Below are 19,021 nucleotides of genomic sequence, written 5' to 3'. Positions count from 1 at the left end.
CAAATAAACCATATTAGTATTTTAGTTTATTTAGGACAAAATAAACTAAAGCCGTGAGTAGGGCACAGCACTAAAGTTATTTCTTAATAATTGCATGAATAATGAAATCAATTAACGCGGCCGTGTAATATTCCTGCTCCTCAGTTTCCGGGGAAAGGGCACAGGTGCGCATGTAGCTGAAGGCCTGAAACAGACGGAATCCGGCATAGCCGAACACTTTTTCATCCACATCCCGGAAGATTCCCTTTTCTTTTCCCTCCTGAATGATTTGTGCAATCTTTAATATAATTTCCTCATCAATCATAGCGTGATATTTGCGGTTTAAAAAGGCTGAAAACAAGTCGTCATCGTCTTTCAGCAGTCTGGTTATAAAGGTATCTTCATTAAAAAATTCGACGGCTGTCCGAATCAGTTGTATCAGGCGTTCTAAAGGATTCGGTATGTCACCCATCCTGGAGAAGATGGTTTCTATTGCGCTATGGCATTCCCGGGTTAACAGGCAGGTAAATAAATCTTCCTTGTCTTTAAAATGCTCGTATACCGTTTTTTTGGAAATTCTGCAGTCCCGGCTGATTTCATCCATGGTTGTTTTTTTGAAACCAAACCGGTCCAGCCGGTTTTTGGCTTTATCCAGAATTAGATTTTTTATATCTTTCATATATTCACCTGTAATGATAATAGTAGATCGTGGTTACCTATAAACTATTATAGTATTTTAGTTTATAAAAAACAATAGAGACAGAAATATTTTTATCCCTGTCTCTATTACAAGCCTGGATCCGCAGGCGATTAATTTGGCATTTCTCTGACAGTCGGGCTGACGGTCATCGTTTTTCCGTTGCGAACAATTTCCACAGTGATTTTGGTATTTACCGGAATATCGTCTAATATTTTACGCAGGTCGGCTACCGAATCAACGGCTGTGCCGTTTACTTTGGTAATAATGTCCCCCTGGCGGATAAACTGGCTGGCCGGTCCGTCAGCTTCTACGCGCATAACATATACACCATTGTCAATCTGCAGGCTGTAACCATAACGGGCGGCTGCATTTTTGTCCCATACGCCGACGCCCAGATACGAGCGGACAACCTTTCCCTTTTCCACTAAAGCCTGCAGAATCGGCCGGGCGGAATTAATAGGAATGGAAAATGCCATACCTTCCACGCCGTCAGCTGAAATTTTGGCACTGTTGATACCAATCACCTGTCCATCGGCATTAACCAGTGCTCCACCGGAATTTCCCGGATTGATGGCGGCATCGGTTTGAATCAAATTGAATTTGCGGTCGCCGATTTCAATAGTCCGGTTTAAGGCGCTGATTACGCCGACGGTAACACTGCCGCTGAATTCCATTCCCAGAGGATTACCGATGGCAATGGCCGGTTCACCGATCATCAGTGTACTGGAATCACCAAAGGTTACGGAAGGCAGGCCGGATACATCCACTTTCACCACAGCCAAATCGGTGGCGGGATCGGCCCCCAGTAACTTACCGTTTACCGTGCGGCCGTCGGCAAGGGAAACAACAATTTCCTGCGCACCTTGAATGACATGGTAATTTGTTGCGATATAGCCATTGGAGTTAAAGATAACACCTGAGCCTACTCCTGTCTCAATCAACACTTTTTGATCAAAATTATCTCTTACATAAGCTTTATTGGAAATGCCGACAACGGCCGGTCCGACGTTTTTAACAGCCTGAACAACATAGGTATTACGGGCGCTTGACTGGCTATTATCAAAAAAAGGATTAATTGTGGCCGCATTACTGACATTCGTTATGGCAGACATACTCAATATGGCAAATAGTAGAGTGAAAAGGGTGAATTTCTTAACAAATGCGTTCAAAAGAATCCCTCCATTTTACATAGTATTCAATAGTATAATCCATAGTTATGACATTTGTATGACAGTAGTTTTGCAGAGCCGGTTACAAATAGTACTGAAGCCTGTCATTTAATTCAGATGGGAACAAGGAAATCTATTTGCAATAAAGAAAAGTAAATAATAAGCACGACAGGAAGGTAAAGATAATGCGGATTGGAGGAGAAGAATGATGCTGAAAAGTAAGTGTTGGGGGATAGTTTGTTCCATCGTGGTATTATTGGCTTTATATTTCCCCGTCAGTCATTCAGCAGCAGCTGAAAGTGATTTGGTAAACGTGAAGGTACATGTTGTTATTGATAATCCGGATTATTTCTGGCAGTATCCGTTTTGGGGAGCAAAACTGGATACCGTTCGTCTGTCCGGCATGGGCAGGTCTTTTACTATTCCTTCACAATCTTCGGGTGAAGTATTTGAATTCCGGGTACCCCAGGGATATACGTTGCGGCTTAGCCTGGAATTTCCCGGAAGCCGGGCAGGTTACGGTGAAATCAGTTTGACCAAACGCAGAGTCAGTGAAAAAGATAATTTGTTAACTATTCACCTGCAGGCACCGGCCACCCAGGAAGTCATTGTCAATTCTTCTGATTTTGATACGAAGGATGTCCGGTAGCCTGGTTGTCGGATCACAGTGGACAGTTTTACTGTTTGTCTGCCGGGAATATCAGTCCAATTTGCCGGCGGGCGGTTTCCATCACTTCAGCAACAGCCAAGGCAAGTGAAAAGCTGTTGACAGTGGATTCGGTTCGTTTTGCCTTAATCAGGTTGATAAATTCCTGCGCTTCATAATACATAATATCGGCGGATTGCTTACGGGTAATATCTTCGGTGGAGCCATCGCGATAGATAATTTTCACATTGTCCTGGGTGGAAATTTTATCAATTAGAATGTTTCCTTTTTCTCCCTGTATTTCACTGGAGATAAAAGAATCGCTTATTTTAGAATGGGAAATAATAGCCTCCATATCCGGATAATGCAAGGTAATGCTCCCGCAGCCGTCAATACCCGATTCTAATATGGTGGCATTGGCTGAAACCGCCTCCGGCGAGCCAAATAAAAAGATGACAGGATAAATGCAATACACGCCGATATCCATAATAGAACCGTTGGCGAAGGCGGGATCAAAGGTATTGATATGCCTGCCCGCTTTGAAGATGTCATAACGGGATGAGTATTGGCAGTAGTTGGAGAAAACTTTTCTTATCTTGCCGATTTTCGGCAGATTCTCCTGCACACTTTTAAAGTTCGGGAGGAAGGTGCTTTTCATGGCTTCCATTAGTAATACTTGATTTTTCCTGGCCGTATCAATCATGGCCGAACATTCTGTTACATTGGAGGCCATAGGTTTTTCGCACAGGACATGTTTATGGTTTGCCAGAAATAGCATAGCCTGTCCGGCGTGATGAGAATTGGGGCTGGCAAGATAGACTGCATCGATGACATCACTTTGCGCCATAGCGTCAAGGTTGGTAAAAACATGGTTTGCACCGTGTTTGGCGGCAAAGGCTTTTGCTTTTTCCAACTCCCGGGAATAGACGGCGCTTAGTGTAAAGTCGCCCGTCAGGGATGCACAACGAATAAATTCTTCCGTAATCCAACTGGTTCCGATAGTTCCGAAGCGAATCATGATATTCCTCCTCATTGACAGTTTTGTACTACAATAATGGGAATTTACTTCCATAGTATCACAGTCTTTGTTGATATTGAAGGTGCGCGGTCAATTTTTCTTATAAAATAGATTCTGATTTACAGCGACTGCAAAAACAAAAAGGCCTGCGATGTTGCATCGCAGGCCTTTTTTCAAGAGCGTATTATTTCATTTTTCGATGTAACATAATCAAAGATGGTTACTAATTTCCATCCCGTTGATATAAACCCGTTCCACTTTTGTGGAAATGGCAAACGGATGTCCGTCAAAGATAACCAGATCTGCGTCTTTTCCTTTTTCGATGCTGCCAATTCGGTCGCTTACTCCCATAATTTCAGCAGCGTTCAGGGTAATGGCCTGTAAAGCTGTTTTTTCCGGCAGCCCTTCGCGGACAGCCAGGGAGGCTTCCAGACGGAGACTGCTGACCGGCAGGAAAGGATGATCGGTAATTAAGGCAATTTTAACCCCGGCCTGGTGTAAAATTGCCGGAGTACGATAGGTACGGTCTTTTAATTCCACTTTAACCCGGGCGGTAATAGAAGGGCCGACAGTTGCGGCAATAGCGCGGCAGGCCAATTCACCGGCTATTTTATGGGCGGAGGTAGCATGTTCGATCGTCAGTTTTAAACCAAATTCATCGGCAATGCGGATGGCGGTCATGATATCATCGGCGGCATGGGCATGAGCCCGCACCGGAATTTCACCGTGCAGCACCATTAGCAGGCTTTCCATGCGGAGGTTACGTTCTGCTTTCCCGGCAGATAATTGTTGTTCATAGTTTAAGGCGGCAATGATAGTTTCCCGGATCATACCGGCAATGGTCATGCGAGTGGAAGGCGGGCGGTCTTTTTTGAGATACATTTGAATCGGATTTTCACCAAAAGCCATTTTTAGCCCGGCCGGCTGGCGCAGTATCATATGATCGATGACCTTGCCAAAGGTCTTGATGGCAACGCTTTGACCGCCGATTACGTTTTCACTGCCGGGGGTTACAATAATGCTGGTTGTACCGGAAGAATAGGCGTCTTCCAGACCGGGATCTTCCGGATTAATACCGTCAAGTGCCCGGAGATGAGGACATACCGGATCATTAACTTCGTTTTTATCCAGATGGGCAGAACCGGCGGCTTCTTCGGCAATTCCCAGATGGGTATGGCAGTCAACTAGTCCGGGAGTAATGATTTTATGGGAAGCGTCAATCCTGGATGCATCATGGGGAATCGCCAGATGAGGTCCCACGGCTAAAAATTTTCCCCGATCAATCAGTATGGATGCTCCCGGCAACTTCTCTCCCGTACCGGTGTATACCATTCCGTTAACTATCGCCAGCATAGCAATCTCCCCCTGTTTTGGTATGGTTTTATTTTACCCCGGTTTATCCGGTTTATGTGCGGGACGGAATTTCGCAAGGAAATGGTTAAAATGGCGGGGTACTTGACGAAGACCTCACAAATAAGGTTATGATAGGAGTATGAAAACGGACATAAATAAACCCTCCGGTTGAGGAGGGTTTTATTATACGCTGGATGATTCAGCAATACGCCAGTTTTGCCCATGGACGGACTGATTATACATTTCGGTTATGGTTGCAAACAAGGTCGCTTTTTTTATGGTTCTTTTTTTGGTGAGAAGGGAAAATTTAAACCAACGGCCTTCACGCGAAATTTGATAATTCGAACTGTTAATTTCCAGTTGAATGCTTTTCGTAGGGGAATGCATCAGGGCGTCTTCCAATAATTTTACGGAAGGTCCGTCCAGCGGTGGAGTGGGGATGGCCAAGCAATCCTTGCTATCTTTCAAACTCAACACGCTCCCTCGTTAAAGATGTATTTGTAATTATACGAATAGTATAACATTTCGGCGGGATAAATGCTTGCCGCTAAAACACGTAAAAATGCGGTTAGATCGGGTTAGCGCCAAAAAGCCGGATGATTACGAAGGTATTCATATTTTAACAGATTTTATTAATATCATACGTTTTATCTAAGAAATTGAGTGTTTTAAAGCGGGTTCGGCGCATAAGAAAATGCTATTGGCTGATACTAATGATGAGTATGTATCAGAAAGGGTGAATAGGATGCGTTGGTGTAAAATAAGTGTGGTATTTGTGATCATGGTTTCTGTGCTGATTTTAATGCTGTCAGGCGGGTGCGGCGGTCAAAAGTCGCCTGCTCCCAAGTTATTGCCATCGGTCCCTAATTTAAATATTCCGGCCCGCCTAATCATCGGTTATTATGAGAATCCCTGGCCGGGAACTCCGGATAAGACCGGATCTTTTCCCAGTATGAAAACACATGCTAACAGTATGACCGGTGTGGGACCTTTTTGGTACCGGGCAACGCAGGACGGCACCCTGGAAGCCAGGGACAGCCAGTTGGTTTATGACACGGCCCGTAATTCAGGTTTAAAAATTATACCGTTGATAACCAATAAATCCGGAGCTACCGAGGCAGTTCTGGGGGATGCGGCAATCCGCAGCAAAGTGATTGACAATATTGTCAAACTGGCTCAGGAAAAGCAATATGATGGTATCAATATTGATTTTGAGCTGCTGCCGCCTGCACAACGGGAAAATTTAACCGCCTTTGTTGCGGAACTTTATCCGAAATTAAAAGCCCTGAATAAATTGTTGATTATTTCGGTTTTTCCTCAGGTAGATGTGGCGGAAGATGTATCCGGGGCTTATGATTATCCTGAATTGGCTAAAAATGCCGATTATCTGCAAATTATGACCTATGACCATCATTGGTCAACATCGCCGCCGGGGCCGATAGCTCCGATTGAATGGTATGAAAAAAATATTAAGTATGCAATCGAACAATGCGGTGGTCCCAATAAGGTATTAATCGGACTGGGGGCTTATGGTTATGATTGGGCTCCGGATAAAGATGGCGAAACGGTTACTTATGCGGATGCCATTGTCCGGGCCGAACAAAACGGAGCAAAGATCATGTTTGACGAGGCCAGTAAATCACCGTATTTTAAATATGATAATCATGAAGTATGGTTTGAAAATGCCGACAGCACCTCGGCGAAACTGGATATTATTGCCAAATACAACCCGGCCGGTATCGCTATATGGCGGTTGGGACAGGAACAACCGGATATTTGGCCGTTAATCGATCAAAAATTTCCTAAGCAACAGTAAAAAATAACTTGCTGGCCAAGCCAGCAGGTTATTTTACCATATAATACGGAATACAATGATATCCCTGGGAATTTTGTTTTGAAAAAAGCAGGGGAGGAAGGCAGTTATATGGAAAAGATAATCTTAACAGTAAAAGGTATGAGCTGTGCCCATTGCAAGGCCGTTGTGGAGAGGGCGGTGCTGGCTTTGCCGGGGATTATTGCGGCTCAGGTGGATTTGGATACTCAAAAGCTTTCTGTGGCCTATGATAATGAAAAGATTACGCTGGCTGAGATCACGACAGCGGTTGGCGAGGAAGGATATACAGTGGCAGAGCGGGAGTAGTGATGGTTTCTTTTTCGCCTGATGAAATTTAGAGGGAATTTTATGTAATGGGTAGTATTATCAAATATTTTTAGGGATTTTTATTTGATAAAGGGGAAGATAGGGTTGAAGGGCAGACGATTTTGGCCGTCGCGATATGGTGTGGGCACAAAGCTGCAGCATTCGCTTTTTTCAAAAAAAGGACAATTATTGTTGGCAAAAGGCACCATATTGACCAATTCCCATCTTCAAACACTTAAACATATGGAAGTTTACTGCGATAGGGAGAATTCCGATCGTCAGCAGGGTTACAGGGAAATTCCTGCAGCATTTGTGACAACATACCGGGAAACGGTCGAAAGGGTAAAAGATTTCTTTTTTTCAACCCAGTATATTCAGGATATTCAAATCAAAGACGTAAAAAACCTGGTGAATAGTGCCATAAAACCGTTGATGGAGACCTATGGGGTTATTGATTTTCTGCACGATCTGAGATGCCGTGACGAATATACCTTGCAGCATTCCATTAATGTGGCGGTTTTATCCGGTATTTTTGCCAGATGGCTCAATTATCCGGAAGCTGATTCCCATGAATTGATGATGGCCGGATTACTGCATGACATTGGCAAAATTACCATCCCTTTGCGGATTTTAAATAAGCCGGGAAACCTAACTGAACGGGAAAGAAAAATCATTCAGCAGCATCCGCTGGCAGGGTATGAACTGCTCCGTTACAGTCACTTTCCGGAATCCATATTATGGGCGGTATTGCATCATCATGAGAGAATGGACGGCAGCGGCTATCCCGGAAAGTTAAAAAAAGAAGAAATCCCTGTTTCTGCCAGAATTATTGCCGTTGTGGATATGTATGATGCGATGACGTCGAAACGAGTTTATCATGAGGCCAAAACACCCTATGAGGTAGCAAGGGTTTTATATTTGGAAATGTTTGAAAAACTGGATCCAAGCCTTTGCTGGATATTTTTAGAAAATATCAGGGGCTGGATTGTAGGTAATTCGGTATTGCTGAGCGATGGACGTAAAGCCACTATTGTCAGTGTAGGGAAGGATTGCCAGCTTCGCCTGGTGGTACGTACACAAGACGGTCAGTTTATTGACCTGGAAAAAGAATCCGGTCTTATCATTATCAGCAGGGAATAAAAAAGAAGCGGTGTCGGGGCCGCTTCTTTTTATTCTTAACCATAATACGGTCATTCAAAATCAACAATAAATAATTCGGGATTTTTTTTCAGGTCCAGTTCAATTAACTGGTTTATTTTACTGCTGTCTTCACCAGACATAATGCGTACAATAGGTGTTTGTTTATTTTCCTTGTCAACGTCTAAAATAACAGCAGTTTGATTATTATTGAGTTTAACGGTTGTACCAATGGGATAAATGGCGATATTCTTAATGAAATTGTCAACGATAAGGGGATTAAAATATTGACCGGCGGCCTTTTTGAGAATGGCCGCGGCATAATAAACCGGTGTCGGTTTGCGGTGCGGCAATCCGGAAATCAGGCGGTCGTAAGCATCGGCTACACTGATGATCTGCGCATACTCGTTAATGACGTCTCCTTCCAGCCCCATAGGATAACCGCTGCCGTTCCAGCGTTCATGATGCTGAAAACAGGCGTTGAGGATATTCGTATTTAACAAAGGGTTGTCTTTTAATAATTCCAGAGTATAAAAAGGATGCTGCCGATATTCCTCTTTCTCTGCTTCTGTTAACCGTCGGGGATATCTTTGTGACAGATTGGGAGAAAATTTAATTTTACCGATGTCATGCAGCATGGCGGCTAAACCCAGTTCTTCCAACTGGGTATCATTATAGCCCATGGCAATTCCGGTCATTACCGACAGAAGACAGGTATTGACGGCATGGGTAAACATATAGTCCTGCTTGCGGCGGATATCAATAAAATGTACCATGATTTCACGTTTTTGCCCCAATTGATTAATCATGTCACTGACAATGGATTTAACTTTGCTTAGGTCAACTCCCTTGCCGACTTGGAAGTTATTAATGATTTCCACTGTTGTCTGCAGTGCTTGCTGCCGTAGTTTAGGATTGATGACATCTTCGACCACAATATCCTCGGTTTTGGGTTCATCAATATATAGATACTCAATTCCCTGTTCACGCAGGTAATTAATATATCGCTCCTTCATTTCTATGCCTTCATGTAATAAAACAGCACCATCAGGCGCAATCAACGCTCTGGACAGGTACATACCGGGTTGGATGTTGTCTAATAGTATACGGCGCATGAGACACCTCCCTGACAGTTTTTATATTTATGAAATTTTTCATAAGCCATATCCATTATAATCCTTCTATAATCCTTTCAAAATAGTAAAATTCCTTCTTAGAGAATTCGCCGGGGAGCATGTTATATTATTTGCCTGTTTCCTTACCATTATAGTAAAACCGGTGTCTTTGGATTTAGTCTGATATTAGGCTTTTGGCGATGCACGTCCTTATGGTAAAATGAAACAGCAGGTGGAAGGATGCAGTGCAGGGGAACCGTATCAACGTTTTAAAAAGAACTGGTTCCGAAATACTGCCTTGGACAGGTTTGCTTATCATAAGGCTTCGCGGGAAACTAGCGGATTTTCCCTGTAAGCCGGGCTTTGAGGCTGTACGGAGCAGGCAAGCAATCCGCGGTGGAACGGACAGAATAATGGACAGTCGATTTTAGGGGGAATGGATGTTTTATGGCAGCAAAAAAATATTATGCGGTCAAAGCCGGCCGGGAAACGGGAGTGTTTACCACTTGGGGAGAGTGTCAAAAACAGGTGACCGGCTTTAAGGGGGCGCTATTCAAGAGTTTCCCGACGGAAGAGGAAGCACTTGCCTATATTCGCGGCCAGGCCGCCGTTTGGCCGGCAGCAGAAGGTCCGGGCTCTGATTTATCCTCCGGCAGGCATTATCACATTTACGTGGATGGCAGCTATGACCACAATAAGAAGCAGTACAGCTGGGGGTTTGCCGTATATCGGAACGGCAAGGTAATTCATACCGCCAGCGGCGTTGGGAAGCAGGCTGATGCCGCTGCCATCCGTAATGTGGCAGGCGAACTGGAGGCCACGGTGGAGGCCGTCAATTGGGCAAAACATCAGGATGTAGATACGATTACCATCCATCATGACTATATCGGCATATCCGAATGGGCAACCGGAAGATGGAAAACCAATAATGAGATTACCCGGGCCTATGCTGCTTTTATCCGTCAGCATCTGGACTGGATACACTTTAATAAGGTTGCCGGCCATACCGGAGTGGAAGGCAATGAACTGGCGGACAAGCTGGCAGGACAAGCGTTAAAGGAATATGGGGCTGATGACTGCGAAGCCTAACCCAGAGGGAGCTGCAAAGCGTATTTGCGGCTTTTTTTGTATTGATTTATTAGGTAAACTCGTTAATGACGAAGTTTCTAAACGTATGAGCGGCCGGTGATAAATAGCGATTTCTAACCCAGACCATTTCAATCATGCGGCTACAGTCGGCTTGGGCAATATGCAGGAAAGAAATTTTCATATTTTCCAGTCCGGCGATGCGGGGAATGAGGGCAATGCCAAAACGGGCTTCTACCAGACCGGCAACGGTAAGAATTTCTTCGCCTTCAAAGGCGATTAGAGGGGTTACGCCGGCAGCATGAAAAAATTGATCCATGATAATTCTGAGGCCATAATCTTGTTTAAACGTCACAACCGGTTCATTGGCAATTTCGGTGAGTTTAATTTCGCGACGATGGGCCAGAGGATGTCCGTGCGGAACGGCGATCAGCAATTCTTCATTGAATAGGGGCCGCCACTCCAGCGTTGGCTTGTCAATAGTCGGGGAACATAGGCAAAGGTCGATTTCACCGGCCTCTAACTGATCAATCAGTAAGGTGGTGTAATTTTGATATAGTTTAAACTGGATATCGGGGTACCGGTTATGAAATTTTCCCAACAGTCTGGGGACGACATTGCCGCCCAGGGAATGCAAAAAGGCCAGGGAAACGGTGCCATGATCCGGGTGGAGCATATCCTGAATGACTTTTTTGCCGGTGTCTACTTCTTGCAGAGCTTGTTCAACGTATTGTAAAAATGTGCGGCCATAGCGGTTCAAAATCACATGCTTTCCGTTGCGTTCAAACAGAGGACAACCCAATTCCTGTTCCAGTTTGCTGATGGAGCGGCTAAGAGCCGGCTGGGAAACGGACATTAAACGGGCGGCACGGCTTATGTTCTGAGTGTTAGCCGCTACTTTGAAGTTTTCCAGTTGATACCATTCCATAAAACGATCACCTTTTTTATATAATTGTTATGCATTAATTATATAATAAAGATGCATTGGAATTATAATTAATTTAGGCGTAAGATAAAAAAGTCAAATCAATTTTTGGAACCAGGGAAGTGTATGTGATGTTGGACGGTCTTATTGAGAAAGGTGACGCGCAGTATTGGAAAACCATTGCCGCGCTGTTTTTAGGCAGTTTTGCGACTTTTGCCCTGCTATATTGTATGCAGCCGTTGATTCCCGTTTTTTCGGCTGTCTACCATATACCACCGGCCAGCGCCAGTTTGTCAATATCGTTTGCCACCGGCAGCCTGGCGGTGGCGATGCTGTTTATGTCCTGGCTGTCTGAAGCCAAAGGAAGAAAGTGTGTTATGGCGGTTTCGCTGCTCGGTTCATCCGTTTTGGCAATTGCGGCGGCTTTTAGTTCAAATTTTGCCTTGCTGCTGGTCATCCGGATTTTGCAGGGGATACTGTTAGCCGGTTTTCCCGCTATCGCCATGGCTTACATTAACGAGGAGTTCAGTCCGTATATTACCGGTCTGGTTATGGGGATTTATGTCAGCGGCAATTCTGTGGGAGGTCTTTTAGGCAGGATAATGATCAGTACATTAACCGATTTCTTTGGCTGGCGTTTTGCACTGGGGACATTGGGTTTTATCAGTGTGCTGGCCAGTTTGTGGTTTTGGTTCAGTCTGCCGGAGTCCCGCAATTTCCAGCCGCGTCCTCTGCGGCTTAAAGATACTTTGGCGGGAGTTTTCGGAAACTTGCGGGAGGCGCAGCTATGTTGTCTGTACGCCGTCGGGTTTTTAATTATGGGGAGTTTTGTTACGTTGTACAATTATATCGCTTATCCGCTAATGGCACCGCCATATAATTTAAGCCAGACCATTGTGGGATGCATTTTTGTTGTTTATCTGGTAGGGACCTTTAGTTCCACCTTTATGGGGAAAATGGCCGACAACGTAGGTAGTGCTAAAGTGCTCTGCCTGTCGCTGGTGATTATGCTGGCCGGTGCTGTAATTACGCTTACTATGAATATATACATCAAGGTAATCGGTGTGGCGGTATTTACTTTTGGTTTTTTCGGAAGCCATTCTGTGGCCAGCAGCTGGGTCGGCAAGGGCCGCCAGACCGGAAAAGCACAGGCTGCATCCCTGTATCTCCTATTTTATTATATCGGCTCCAGCATACTTGGGGCCTGGGGCGGAAAATTTTTGCTGTGGCACGGCTGGAAGGGCGTAGTGCTATTGATCGGTCTGGCGCTGTCAACCGCCTTGCTTGTGTCAGTGGCGCTTTGGGCCAGGGAAGGTCAATGTACAGCCGGTTTACAGTCTTACCCGGCAGCCCATAAAAAAGCTTGACCATTGGTGTAACTTTTTGTATACTTGAGAAATAAAGCCCCCTCGTATTGGGGGCTTATTTCTTGCACGGGTGCGGTTGCTGAACGGAATGGCAAAGGTCTGGGTTTGATTCACAGGGGGAAAGCGGCTGTAAAGGAGGTTGCAAAATGGCACGTTTGAAAGAACGGCTTTCACAGCAGAGGGTTAGGAAGAAAACACGTATATGGGCCGTTTTGGCAATGCTTTTAATTATGCTTACGGTGGCAGCAGCGTCCTATGTCTGGTTTATTAGTGGCGGGGATTTTGAAAAAGCAACTAAACGGGTAGGCAGCACATTGATAGGGACGGGAAAAGTCAATATTCTGGTTATGGGTGTGGACGAACGTTCCGGGGATGTCGGCCGTTCGGACACGTTATTTGTCATTACGGTGGACAAGGATACAAAAGCCGTATCCATGTTGTCGGTACCGCGCGATACCCGCGTTAAAATTCCCGGGCACGGGTATGATAAAATCAATCATGCCTATGCCGAAGGCGGGCATAAGCTTAGCATGAAGGCAGTCGAGGAATTATTGGATATTCCCATTGACTACTATGTTTTGGTCAATTTTTCGGGATTTGTCAATATTGTGGACGCCCTGGGCGGCATTGACATCAACGTGGAAAAAAGAATGTATTATGAAGATCCTTACGATGATAAGGGGCTGGTTATCAATTTGCGTCCCGGACTGCAGCATATGGACGGTAAAACCGCCATTCAGTATGTCCGTTATCGGGATGAAGAAGGTGACATCGGCAGGGTGAAACGGCAGCAGAAATTTGTCAAGGCGCTGATGGATGAAGCGGCCAGCCCGGCGGTTATCACCAAAGTGCCGGCACTAATCAGTGAATTGAGTTCGGCCATTAAAACCGACATGTCGGTAAATGAAATGCTGAATTTGGCCAAGCTGCTGAATGATGCCTCCAAACAGGGGCTGCATGCGACTATGGTACCGGGCCGTCCGGCCTATATTGATGATGTCAGTTACTGGATTCCGGATATTGCTGCACTGCGCAAGCATATGGCCGCCTTACTGGATATCCAGGCCGGCGACCGATATCTGGTGGATGCCAAACGTACCGCTGCCGAGTATGAAAACTCCATTCCCAAGGAAATGACGGTTCTTGATCCGCCGCCCAAAACGGCTGAAGAACTAGAACAGGAAAAAGAAGAACAAAAAAAGGAAGATAAAGAGAGGGACAAGGCTGCCAATAGGGAAAATGAAAAAGACAGGGACAACAGGAAGGACAAAATCCGGGATAAGCCGGTGTTGCCACCGCCGGCTAAAATATCGGTGAAAGTCCTTAATGCCAGCGGTGTGGCGAGCGCCGGGGACAAAATGGCTTCGTTGCTCAAGGCACAGGGCTTTCAGGTTTCCGGGGTTTCCAATATGACCAGTACGTATAAGACCACTACCGTTGTTGCCAATACGGCCAATAGCGCAGTGGTTGACAAATTAAGCAACCTGCCGTTTCAGTATTCTCTGCAGGTCGAAAATGACGATAATAAAAACAGCCAGGCCACAGTGATTGTTGGCAGGGATTTTGCAGGTAAATAGTTTGTAGGGTAAGGATAGCCCCGCTCGGGGCTATTTTTTTTGTCCTTTTTTGCCATAATAAAAAGAGTATGGCAGTAGGACGTGATAAGGCATGATGCATATTGAAAAATTGCAGAAGTTGAGGGTATTGCTGATGATTGTCGCCGGCATGATCCTGGTGCTGGTTTTACGGCTGGGCTGGATGCAATTGATTGAGGGGCCGCAATATAAAGAATTTGCGGAAAGCAACCGTATCCGTAAAATCGCTTCACCGGCGCCACGGGGAATCATTTACGATCGTCATGGAGCGGTGCTGGTTTCTAACCGTCCCAGTTTTGCCGTATCCATTATCCCGTCGGAATACACTCGTGCAGTGGAAGCTACCCCGGTGCTGGCGGGCATTACCGGAGTACCGGCTGCTGAAATTGAAAGCAGCCTGGAGCGCAACCGGGCTATGCCTTATTCACCCATTCGCTTAAAGCGCGATGCCGATGAAGTTATGATTACCAAGATTCAGGAACGCAAAAATGATCTGCCGGGAGTGATTATTGAAGCCGTTCCGGTGCGCCACTATCTATATAACGAACTGGCGGCTCAGGTCCTTGGATATGTCGGCAACATTAGCGAGGAAGAGTATGGGGAATATAAGCAGCAGGGGTATGGGCCCAATGAATTGATTGGAAAATCCGGTCTGGAAAAGGAATGGGAACAGGTGTTGCGCGGCCGGGAGGGTGGCCGGGCAGTAGAGGTTAATGTTCAGGGCGAGGAAGTCAATATGCTGGGGGAAGAGGCCGCCACTCCCGGTGAGGCGATTGTGACCACACTGGATGCCAATTTGCAGAAAGCTGCGGAAGAGTCTTTGGCTGCTCAGGTGGAACGCAGCCGGAAAAGCGGGGCGCCGGCACAGGGGGGCTGTGTGGTTGTCTTAAATGTGCAAAACGGGGAAGTACTGGCCATGGCCAGTTATCCGGCTTTTAACCCCAATCTTTTTACTGACGGAATTAGTTATCAGGAATGGGAGCGGCTGGCAACGGATGTCCGTAATCCTTTAGCGAATAAGGTCATTCAGAATGCGTATCCGCCCGGGTCGGTTTTTAAAATTGTAACGGCCGCTGCCGCACTGGATACGGGGCAGACCAAGGCCGATGAGGTGTTTATCGACAAGGGCGTATATATATACCATGGCTGGAGCTTTTATGGGTGGGATATCAAGGGACTGGGTAAACTCGATATCGTGGGAGCCATAGCCTGGTCCAGTGATCCGGTTTTTTATGAATTGGGACGGCGGCTCGGGGTGGACAGGCTGGCCGATTATGCCCGGACCTTTGGATTTGGGCAGACTACCGGGATTAAACTGGCCGGAGAGGTCCAGGGCGTGGTCCCTACGGTAGCCTGGAAAGAAGAGCGGTTTCAGCAACCCTGGTATGAAGGAGAAACACTGATTGCCGCTATCGGGCAGGGGTATTACCTGGCAACCCCGCTGCAGCAGGCCATGCTCTTAATGGCGGTCGCCAATCGCGGCGTTATGTACCGGCCACAGCTGGTTAAACAGGTTTTAGCGCAGGATGGGAGTGTGGCGCAGGAATTTCCGGCTGAAATTCTGCGGACGGTATACCTGCAGCCTGCGCATTGGGAACTGATACGGCAGGGGTTACAACAGGTAACTGCCGGCGGCACGGGTGCGGCTGTTTTTCGTGATTTTCAGCCGACTGTTGCCGGCAAAAGCGGTTCGGCGGAAACCGGCAAGGGGACAACTCATTCCTGGTTTGCCTGCTATGCGCCGGCGGATCGGCCGGAAATTGCCGTTGCCGTACTGGTGGAAGAAGGCGGTGAAGGCTCGGTTGCTGCCGCACCGGTAGTAAGAGAGGTTTTACAGGCCTATTTTAAAGCAGCAAAACCCTGACGGGGGATATGTAGAATAGATAGTAAGCAAAACAATAACTATTTCAGACGAAAAAAGGAGTTCGGAATACGATAGCGAATACTAAACAAGATGAAGATGAGGTGAACGTTTATGCCTGTATATCCAGTTAATTTGCAGCTGACCGGCAGGCATTGTGCCGTAGTTGGCGGCGGCAGTGTTGCCGAACGCAAAGTGGGCTCGCTGCTGGCGGCAAAAGCGCAGGTGGCGGTAATTAGCCCGGACTTGACGCCGGAACTTCGCCGGCTGCAGGCGGCAGGACGGATTGTACATGTGGCCGAGGCTTACCGTTTTGGTATGCTGCAGCAGTTTTTTATCGTGATTTGTGCAACAAACCGGACGGAGGTTAACCGTGCGGCTGCTGAAGAGGCTAAGCAGGCCGGAGCCTTGGTTAATGTGGTGGATGACGCTGAGCTTAGCGATTTTACCGTGCCGGCGCAAGTGGTCCGCGGTGATTTGCTGTTGACGGTGTCAACCGGCGGTAAGAGTCCGGGCATATCCCGGCTGCTGCGGGAAGAGTTGGCCGGGCGTTATGGTGCGGAATACGGTTTATATCTGGATTTGGTTGCCGCGCTGCGGGACAGGGTCAAGGAGGGGTTGGACAGGCCTAAGGACAGGGAAGTTTTCTGGCGGCAGGCGTTTGATCAGGAAATACTTGCTTTACTGAAACAAGGTAAGGTTAAAGAGGCGGAGGAAAAGATAGAACATGCAGCTGGTTGTTCTGGGATTAAATCATAAGACGGCATCGGTCGATGTACGGGAATGCTTTTCCTTTTCGGAGGAACAGGTGAAAGCGGCTCTCCGGAACATGGTTACCCGCGAAGAGATAGCCGAATGTGTTATTTTGTCCACCTGTAACCGTACGGAAATGTATGCGGTCGTGGATGATGCCGAAGACGGACTGGAAGTTATGCAGAGCATTTTGACCCGTATGGCGGATGCTGAAAATGCGGCTGAGGGACATTTTTATGTATATTTAGAAGATGAGTGTATAGCGCACCTGTTCCGGGTATCGTCGAGCCTGGATTCACTGGTTATCGGCGAGGGACAAATTTTAAGTCAGGTAAAAAAGGCCTATGCGATTTCCCGGGAAGTGGGTATGACCAGTACGGTGTTAAATACTTTATTCAACCGGGCCATTGCCGTAGGGAAGAAAGTCCGCACGCAAACCCGGATTGCCTACAATGCCGTTTCTGTCAGTTATGCGGCCGTTGAGTTGGCCAAGCATGCGATTGGCGATTTCTCGGCTTCTAATGTATTACTATTGGGAGCCGGCGAAATGAGCGAACTGACGGCCCGCCATTTAGTGGAAAATGGAGTGAAGACGGTTTTTGTATCCAACAGGCGGTTTGAAAGGGCCGCCCAGTTGGCAGACAAGTTCCAGGGGATTGCCGTTCCCTTTGAGGAGTTTATGAAATGCGCCGTAAAAGCGGATATTGTAATTACTTCTACCGGGGCGCCGCATTATATTATCCGGACCCTGGATGTAGCCCATCTGATGGCCAAACGACAAGGCCAGCCGATCATTTTTATTGATATTGCCGTACCGCGGGATGTCGAGCCGGAAGTAGCCGCTGTGGCGGGCGTCAGCCTGTATAATATCGACGATCTGGAAGCCGTGGTGGAATGTAACATTCATGAACGGGAACAGGAAGCGCGCCGGGCGGAAGTCATTATTGCCGAGGAACTGCAGGAACTGGTGGCGAAATTCCGTTATCTTTCTTATCAGCCAACCATGGCACGACTGACCGATAAAGCGGAAATGATCCGCCAGCGGGAATTAAAACGGGCGCTGGCCAAGCTGCCGGAAAGTGCGGTGGAAGAACGCCGGGTGCTGGAAAATATGTCAAAAATGCTGGTGCGCAAACTGTTGCGCGATCCGATGATGCGTATTCATGAAGCCGCCGTGCATGGCGATGAGCAGTATTACCTGGATGCCGTACGTGCTTTGTTTAAACTTGATGCAATAGGAGATGGCGGACATAGTGAAAAAAAATCTTGTTATCGGTACGCGCGGCAGTAAACTTGCCTTGTGGCAGGCGGAACATGTTGCCCGGATGATTGCCGGGAAATATCCGAATATACAGGTGGAGTTAAGACATATTGTCACGACCGGCGATAAAATACTGGATGTGCCTTTGGCCAAGATTGGCGGCAAGGGTTTATTTACCAAGGAATTAGAACATGCCATGCTAAACGGTGAGATTGATCTAGCCGTGCACAGTATGAAAGATATGCCGACGGAGTTACCGGAGGGGTTAATGCTGGCGGCCGTAACAAAACGGGCTGATCCGGGCGATGCTCTTGTCAGTCCCCGTTATGGCAAACTGGATAAACTGCCGCCGGGAGCGCGGATCGGCACGTCAAGCCTGCGGCGCAAGGCCCAACTTTTGCATTACCGCCCCGACTTCTGCATTTGTGACCTGCGCGGCAATTTGAATACCAGAATGAGTAAGTTGGAAACCGGCGATTTGGATGCCATTGTTTTGGCGGTGTCCGGGTTGGTGCGGCTGGGCTGGGAGGAAAAAATCAGTCAGATTTTACCGCAGCATATTTGTCTGCCTGCCGTAGGCCAGGGAGCCCTGGCGATAGAAACCCGCAGTGATGATTTTACGGTACGGGAAATCGTATCTTTTGTGAATGATCCGGCTACCGCAACGGTGGTTACGGCCGAACGCTCCTATCTTAAAAAAGTGGAGGGCGGTTGCCAGGTTCCGCTTGGTGTTTACGGTACGCTGACCGGAGATTCGCTGCTATTGTCGGCGGTCATTTTATCAACGAACGGCAAGCAAAAAATTGAGGATCAAATCAGCGGACCGGCGGCGGAAGCGGCGGCGCTGGGCGTAAAGCTGGCAGAGCGTATGCTGGCAGCCGGCGGCAGGGAGATACTGGCGGCGTTATAGGAGGGA

General features: G+C 47.1%; 18 protein-coding genes. 11 read left to right on the top strand and 7 right to left on the bottom strand.

Going from position 1 to position 19,021, the window contains the following annotated elements; translation table 11 throughout:
• Positions 1–76: 76 nt before the first annotated feature.
• A complete protein-coding gene (locus tag P22_RS09150; RefSeq protein WP_054259926.1) occupies positions 77–658 on the bottom strand; it encodes a TetR/AcrR family transcriptional regulator in 582 nt (193 codons plus the stop codon).
• Positions 659–789: 131 nt separating this feature from the next.
• The gene (locus P22_RS09145) at positions 790–1,848 is read right to left on the bottom strand and encodes a S1C family serine protease (protein WP_235814601.1); all 1,059 of its coding nucleotides are present in this window, start codon (positions 1,846–1,848) and stop codon (positions 790–792) included.
• 205 nt (positions 1,849–2,053) lie between these two features.
• On the opposite strand from P22_RS09145, the gene P22_RS09140 reads away from it, so the two are divergent.
• The gene (locus P22_RS09140; RefSeq protein ID WP_054259924.1) at positions 2,054–2,497 is read left to right on the top strand and encodes a hypothetical protein; all 444 of its coding nucleotides are present in this window, start codon (positions 2,054–2,056) and stop codon (positions 2,495–2,497) included.
• 28 nt (positions 2,498–2,525) lie between these two features.
• On the opposite strand, the gene P22_RS09135 is transcribed toward P22_RS09140, so the two are convergent.
• From P22_RS09135 to P22_RS09125, 3 genes are all read right to left on the bottom strand, one after another.
• A complete protein-coding gene (locus tag P22_RS09135) occupies positions 2,526–3,512 on the bottom strand; it encodes a Gfo/Idh/MocA family protein (protein WP_054259923.1) in 987 nt (328 codons plus the stop codon).
• A gap of 210 nt (positions 3,513–3,722) precedes the next feature.
• Complete coding sequence (locus P22_RS09130; RefSeq protein WP_054259922.1) at positions 3,723–4,865, bottom strand: amidohydrolase; 1,143 nt, start codon at positions 4,863–4,865, stop codon at positions 3,723–3,725.
• A 183-nt stretch (positions 4,866–5,048) separates the two neighbouring features.
• Entirely contained in the window at positions 5,049–5,333 is a 285-nt protein-coding gene (locus P22_RS09125; protein ID WP_235814600.1) for a hypothetical protein, read from the bottom strand.
• 277 nt (positions 5,334–5,610) lie between these two features.
• On the opposite strand from P22_RS09125, the gene P22_RS09120 reads away from it, so the two are divergent.
• From P22_RS09120 to P22_RS09110, 3 genes are all read left to right on the top strand, one after another.
• Positions 5,611–6,681: a glycosyl hydrolase family 18 protein gene (locus P22_RS09120; RefSeq protein WP_054259921.1), complete on the top strand. Its 1,071-nt coding sequence runs from the start codon at positions 5,611–5,613 to the stop codon at positions 6,679–6,681.
• A gap of 108 nt (positions 6,682–6,789) precedes the next feature.
• Positions 6,790–7,005: a heavy-metal-associated domain-containing protein gene (locus tag P22_RS09115; protein ID WP_054259920.1), complete on the top strand. Its 216-nt coding sequence runs from the start codon at positions 6,790–6,792 to the stop codon at positions 7,003–7,005.
• A gap of 105 nt (positions 7,006–7,110) precedes the next feature.
• Complete coding sequence (locus P22_RS09110; RefSeq protein WP_054259919.1) at positions 7,111–8,145, top strand: HD-GYP domain-containing protein; 1,035 nt, start codon at positions 7,111–7,113, stop codon at positions 8,143–8,145.
• A gap of 50 nt (positions 8,146–8,195) precedes the next feature.
• Here P22_RS09110 and P22_RS09105 read toward each other — a convergent pair whose 3' ends face one another.
• Positions 8,196–9,257: an HD-GYP domain-containing protein gene (locus tag P22_RS09105; RefSeq protein ID WP_054259918.1), complete on the bottom strand. Its 1,062-nt coding sequence runs from the start codon at positions 9,255–9,257 to the stop codon at positions 8,196–8,198.
• A gap of 447 nt (positions 9,258–9,704) precedes the next feature.
• Between P22_RS09105 and P22_RS09095 the strand changes: the two genes are divergently transcribed.
• Positions 9,705–10,346 (top strand): ribonuclease H1 domain-containing protein, encoded by a 642-nt coding sequence (locus P22_RS09095; protein ID WP_054259916.1) that lies wholly within the window; start codon positions 9,705–9,707, stop codon positions 10,344–10,346.
• A gap of 49 nt (positions 10,347–10,395) precedes the next feature.
• Here P22_RS09095 and P22_RS09090 read toward each other — a convergent pair whose 3' ends face one another.
• Entirely contained in the window at positions 10,396–11,271 is an 876-nt protein-coding gene (locus tag P22_RS09090) for a LysR family transcriptional regulator (protein ID WP_054259915.1), read from the bottom strand.
• 128 nt (positions 11,272–11,399) lie between these two features.
• Here P22_RS09090 and P22_RS09085 point away from each other — a divergent pair, with 128 nt between their 5' ends.
• The 6 genes from P22_RS09085 (at position 11,400) to hemC (ending at position 19,015) form a co-directional block, all read left to right on the top strand.
• Positions 11,400–12,635 carry an MFS transporter gene (locus tag P22_RS09085; RefSeq protein WP_054259914.1) on the top strand — a complete coding sequence of 412 codons (1,236 nt, stop codon included), beginning with the start codon at positions 11,400–11,402 and terminating at the stop codon, positions 12,633–12,635.
• Between the two features lie 146 nt (positions 12,636–12,781).
• Complete coding sequence (locus P22_RS09080) at positions 12,782–14,212, top strand: LCP family protein (protein WP_054259913.1); 1,431 nt, start codon at positions 12,782–12,784, stop codon at positions 14,210–14,212.
• Between the two features lie 91 nt (positions 14,213–14,303).
• Positions 14,304–16,094 (top strand): penicillin-binding protein 2, encoded by a 1,791-nt coding sequence (gene mrdA, locus P22_RS09075; protein WP_054259912.1) that lies wholly within the window; start codon positions 14,304–14,306, stop codon positions 16,092–16,094.
• A gap of 111 nt (positions 16,095–16,205) precedes the next feature.
• Positions 16,206–16,850, top strand: coding sequence for a precorrin-2 dehydrogenase/sirohydrochlorin ferrochelatase family protein (locus tag P22_RS09070; RefSeq protein ID WP_054259911.1), 645 nt, complete (start codon positions 16,206–16,208; stop codon positions 16,848–16,850).
• Positions 16,819–18,135, top strand: coding sequence for a glutamyl-tRNA reductase (hemA, locus tag P22_RS09065; protein ID WP_054259910.1), 1,317 nt, complete (start codon positions 16,819–16,821; stop codon positions 18,133–18,135). Before P22_RS09070 ends, hemA begins: the two co-directional genes overlap by 32 nt.
• Positions 18,095–19,015, top strand: a complete 921-nt coding sequence (hemC, locus tag P22_RS09060; protein WP_054260024.1) for a hydroxymethylbilane synthase — start codon at positions 18,095–18,097, stop codon at positions 19,013–19,015. Before hemA ends, hemC begins: the two co-directional genes overlap by 41 nt.
• Positions 19,016–19,021 lie beyond the last annotated feature (6 nt).

Origin of the sequence: Propionispora sp. 2/2-37, from assembly GCF_001298735.1 — a bacterium.
GTDB lineage: Bacteria > Bacillota > Negativicutes > Propionisporales > Propionisporaceae > Propionispora.
This window is presented reverse-complemented; position numbering and strand designations above follow the sequence as displayed.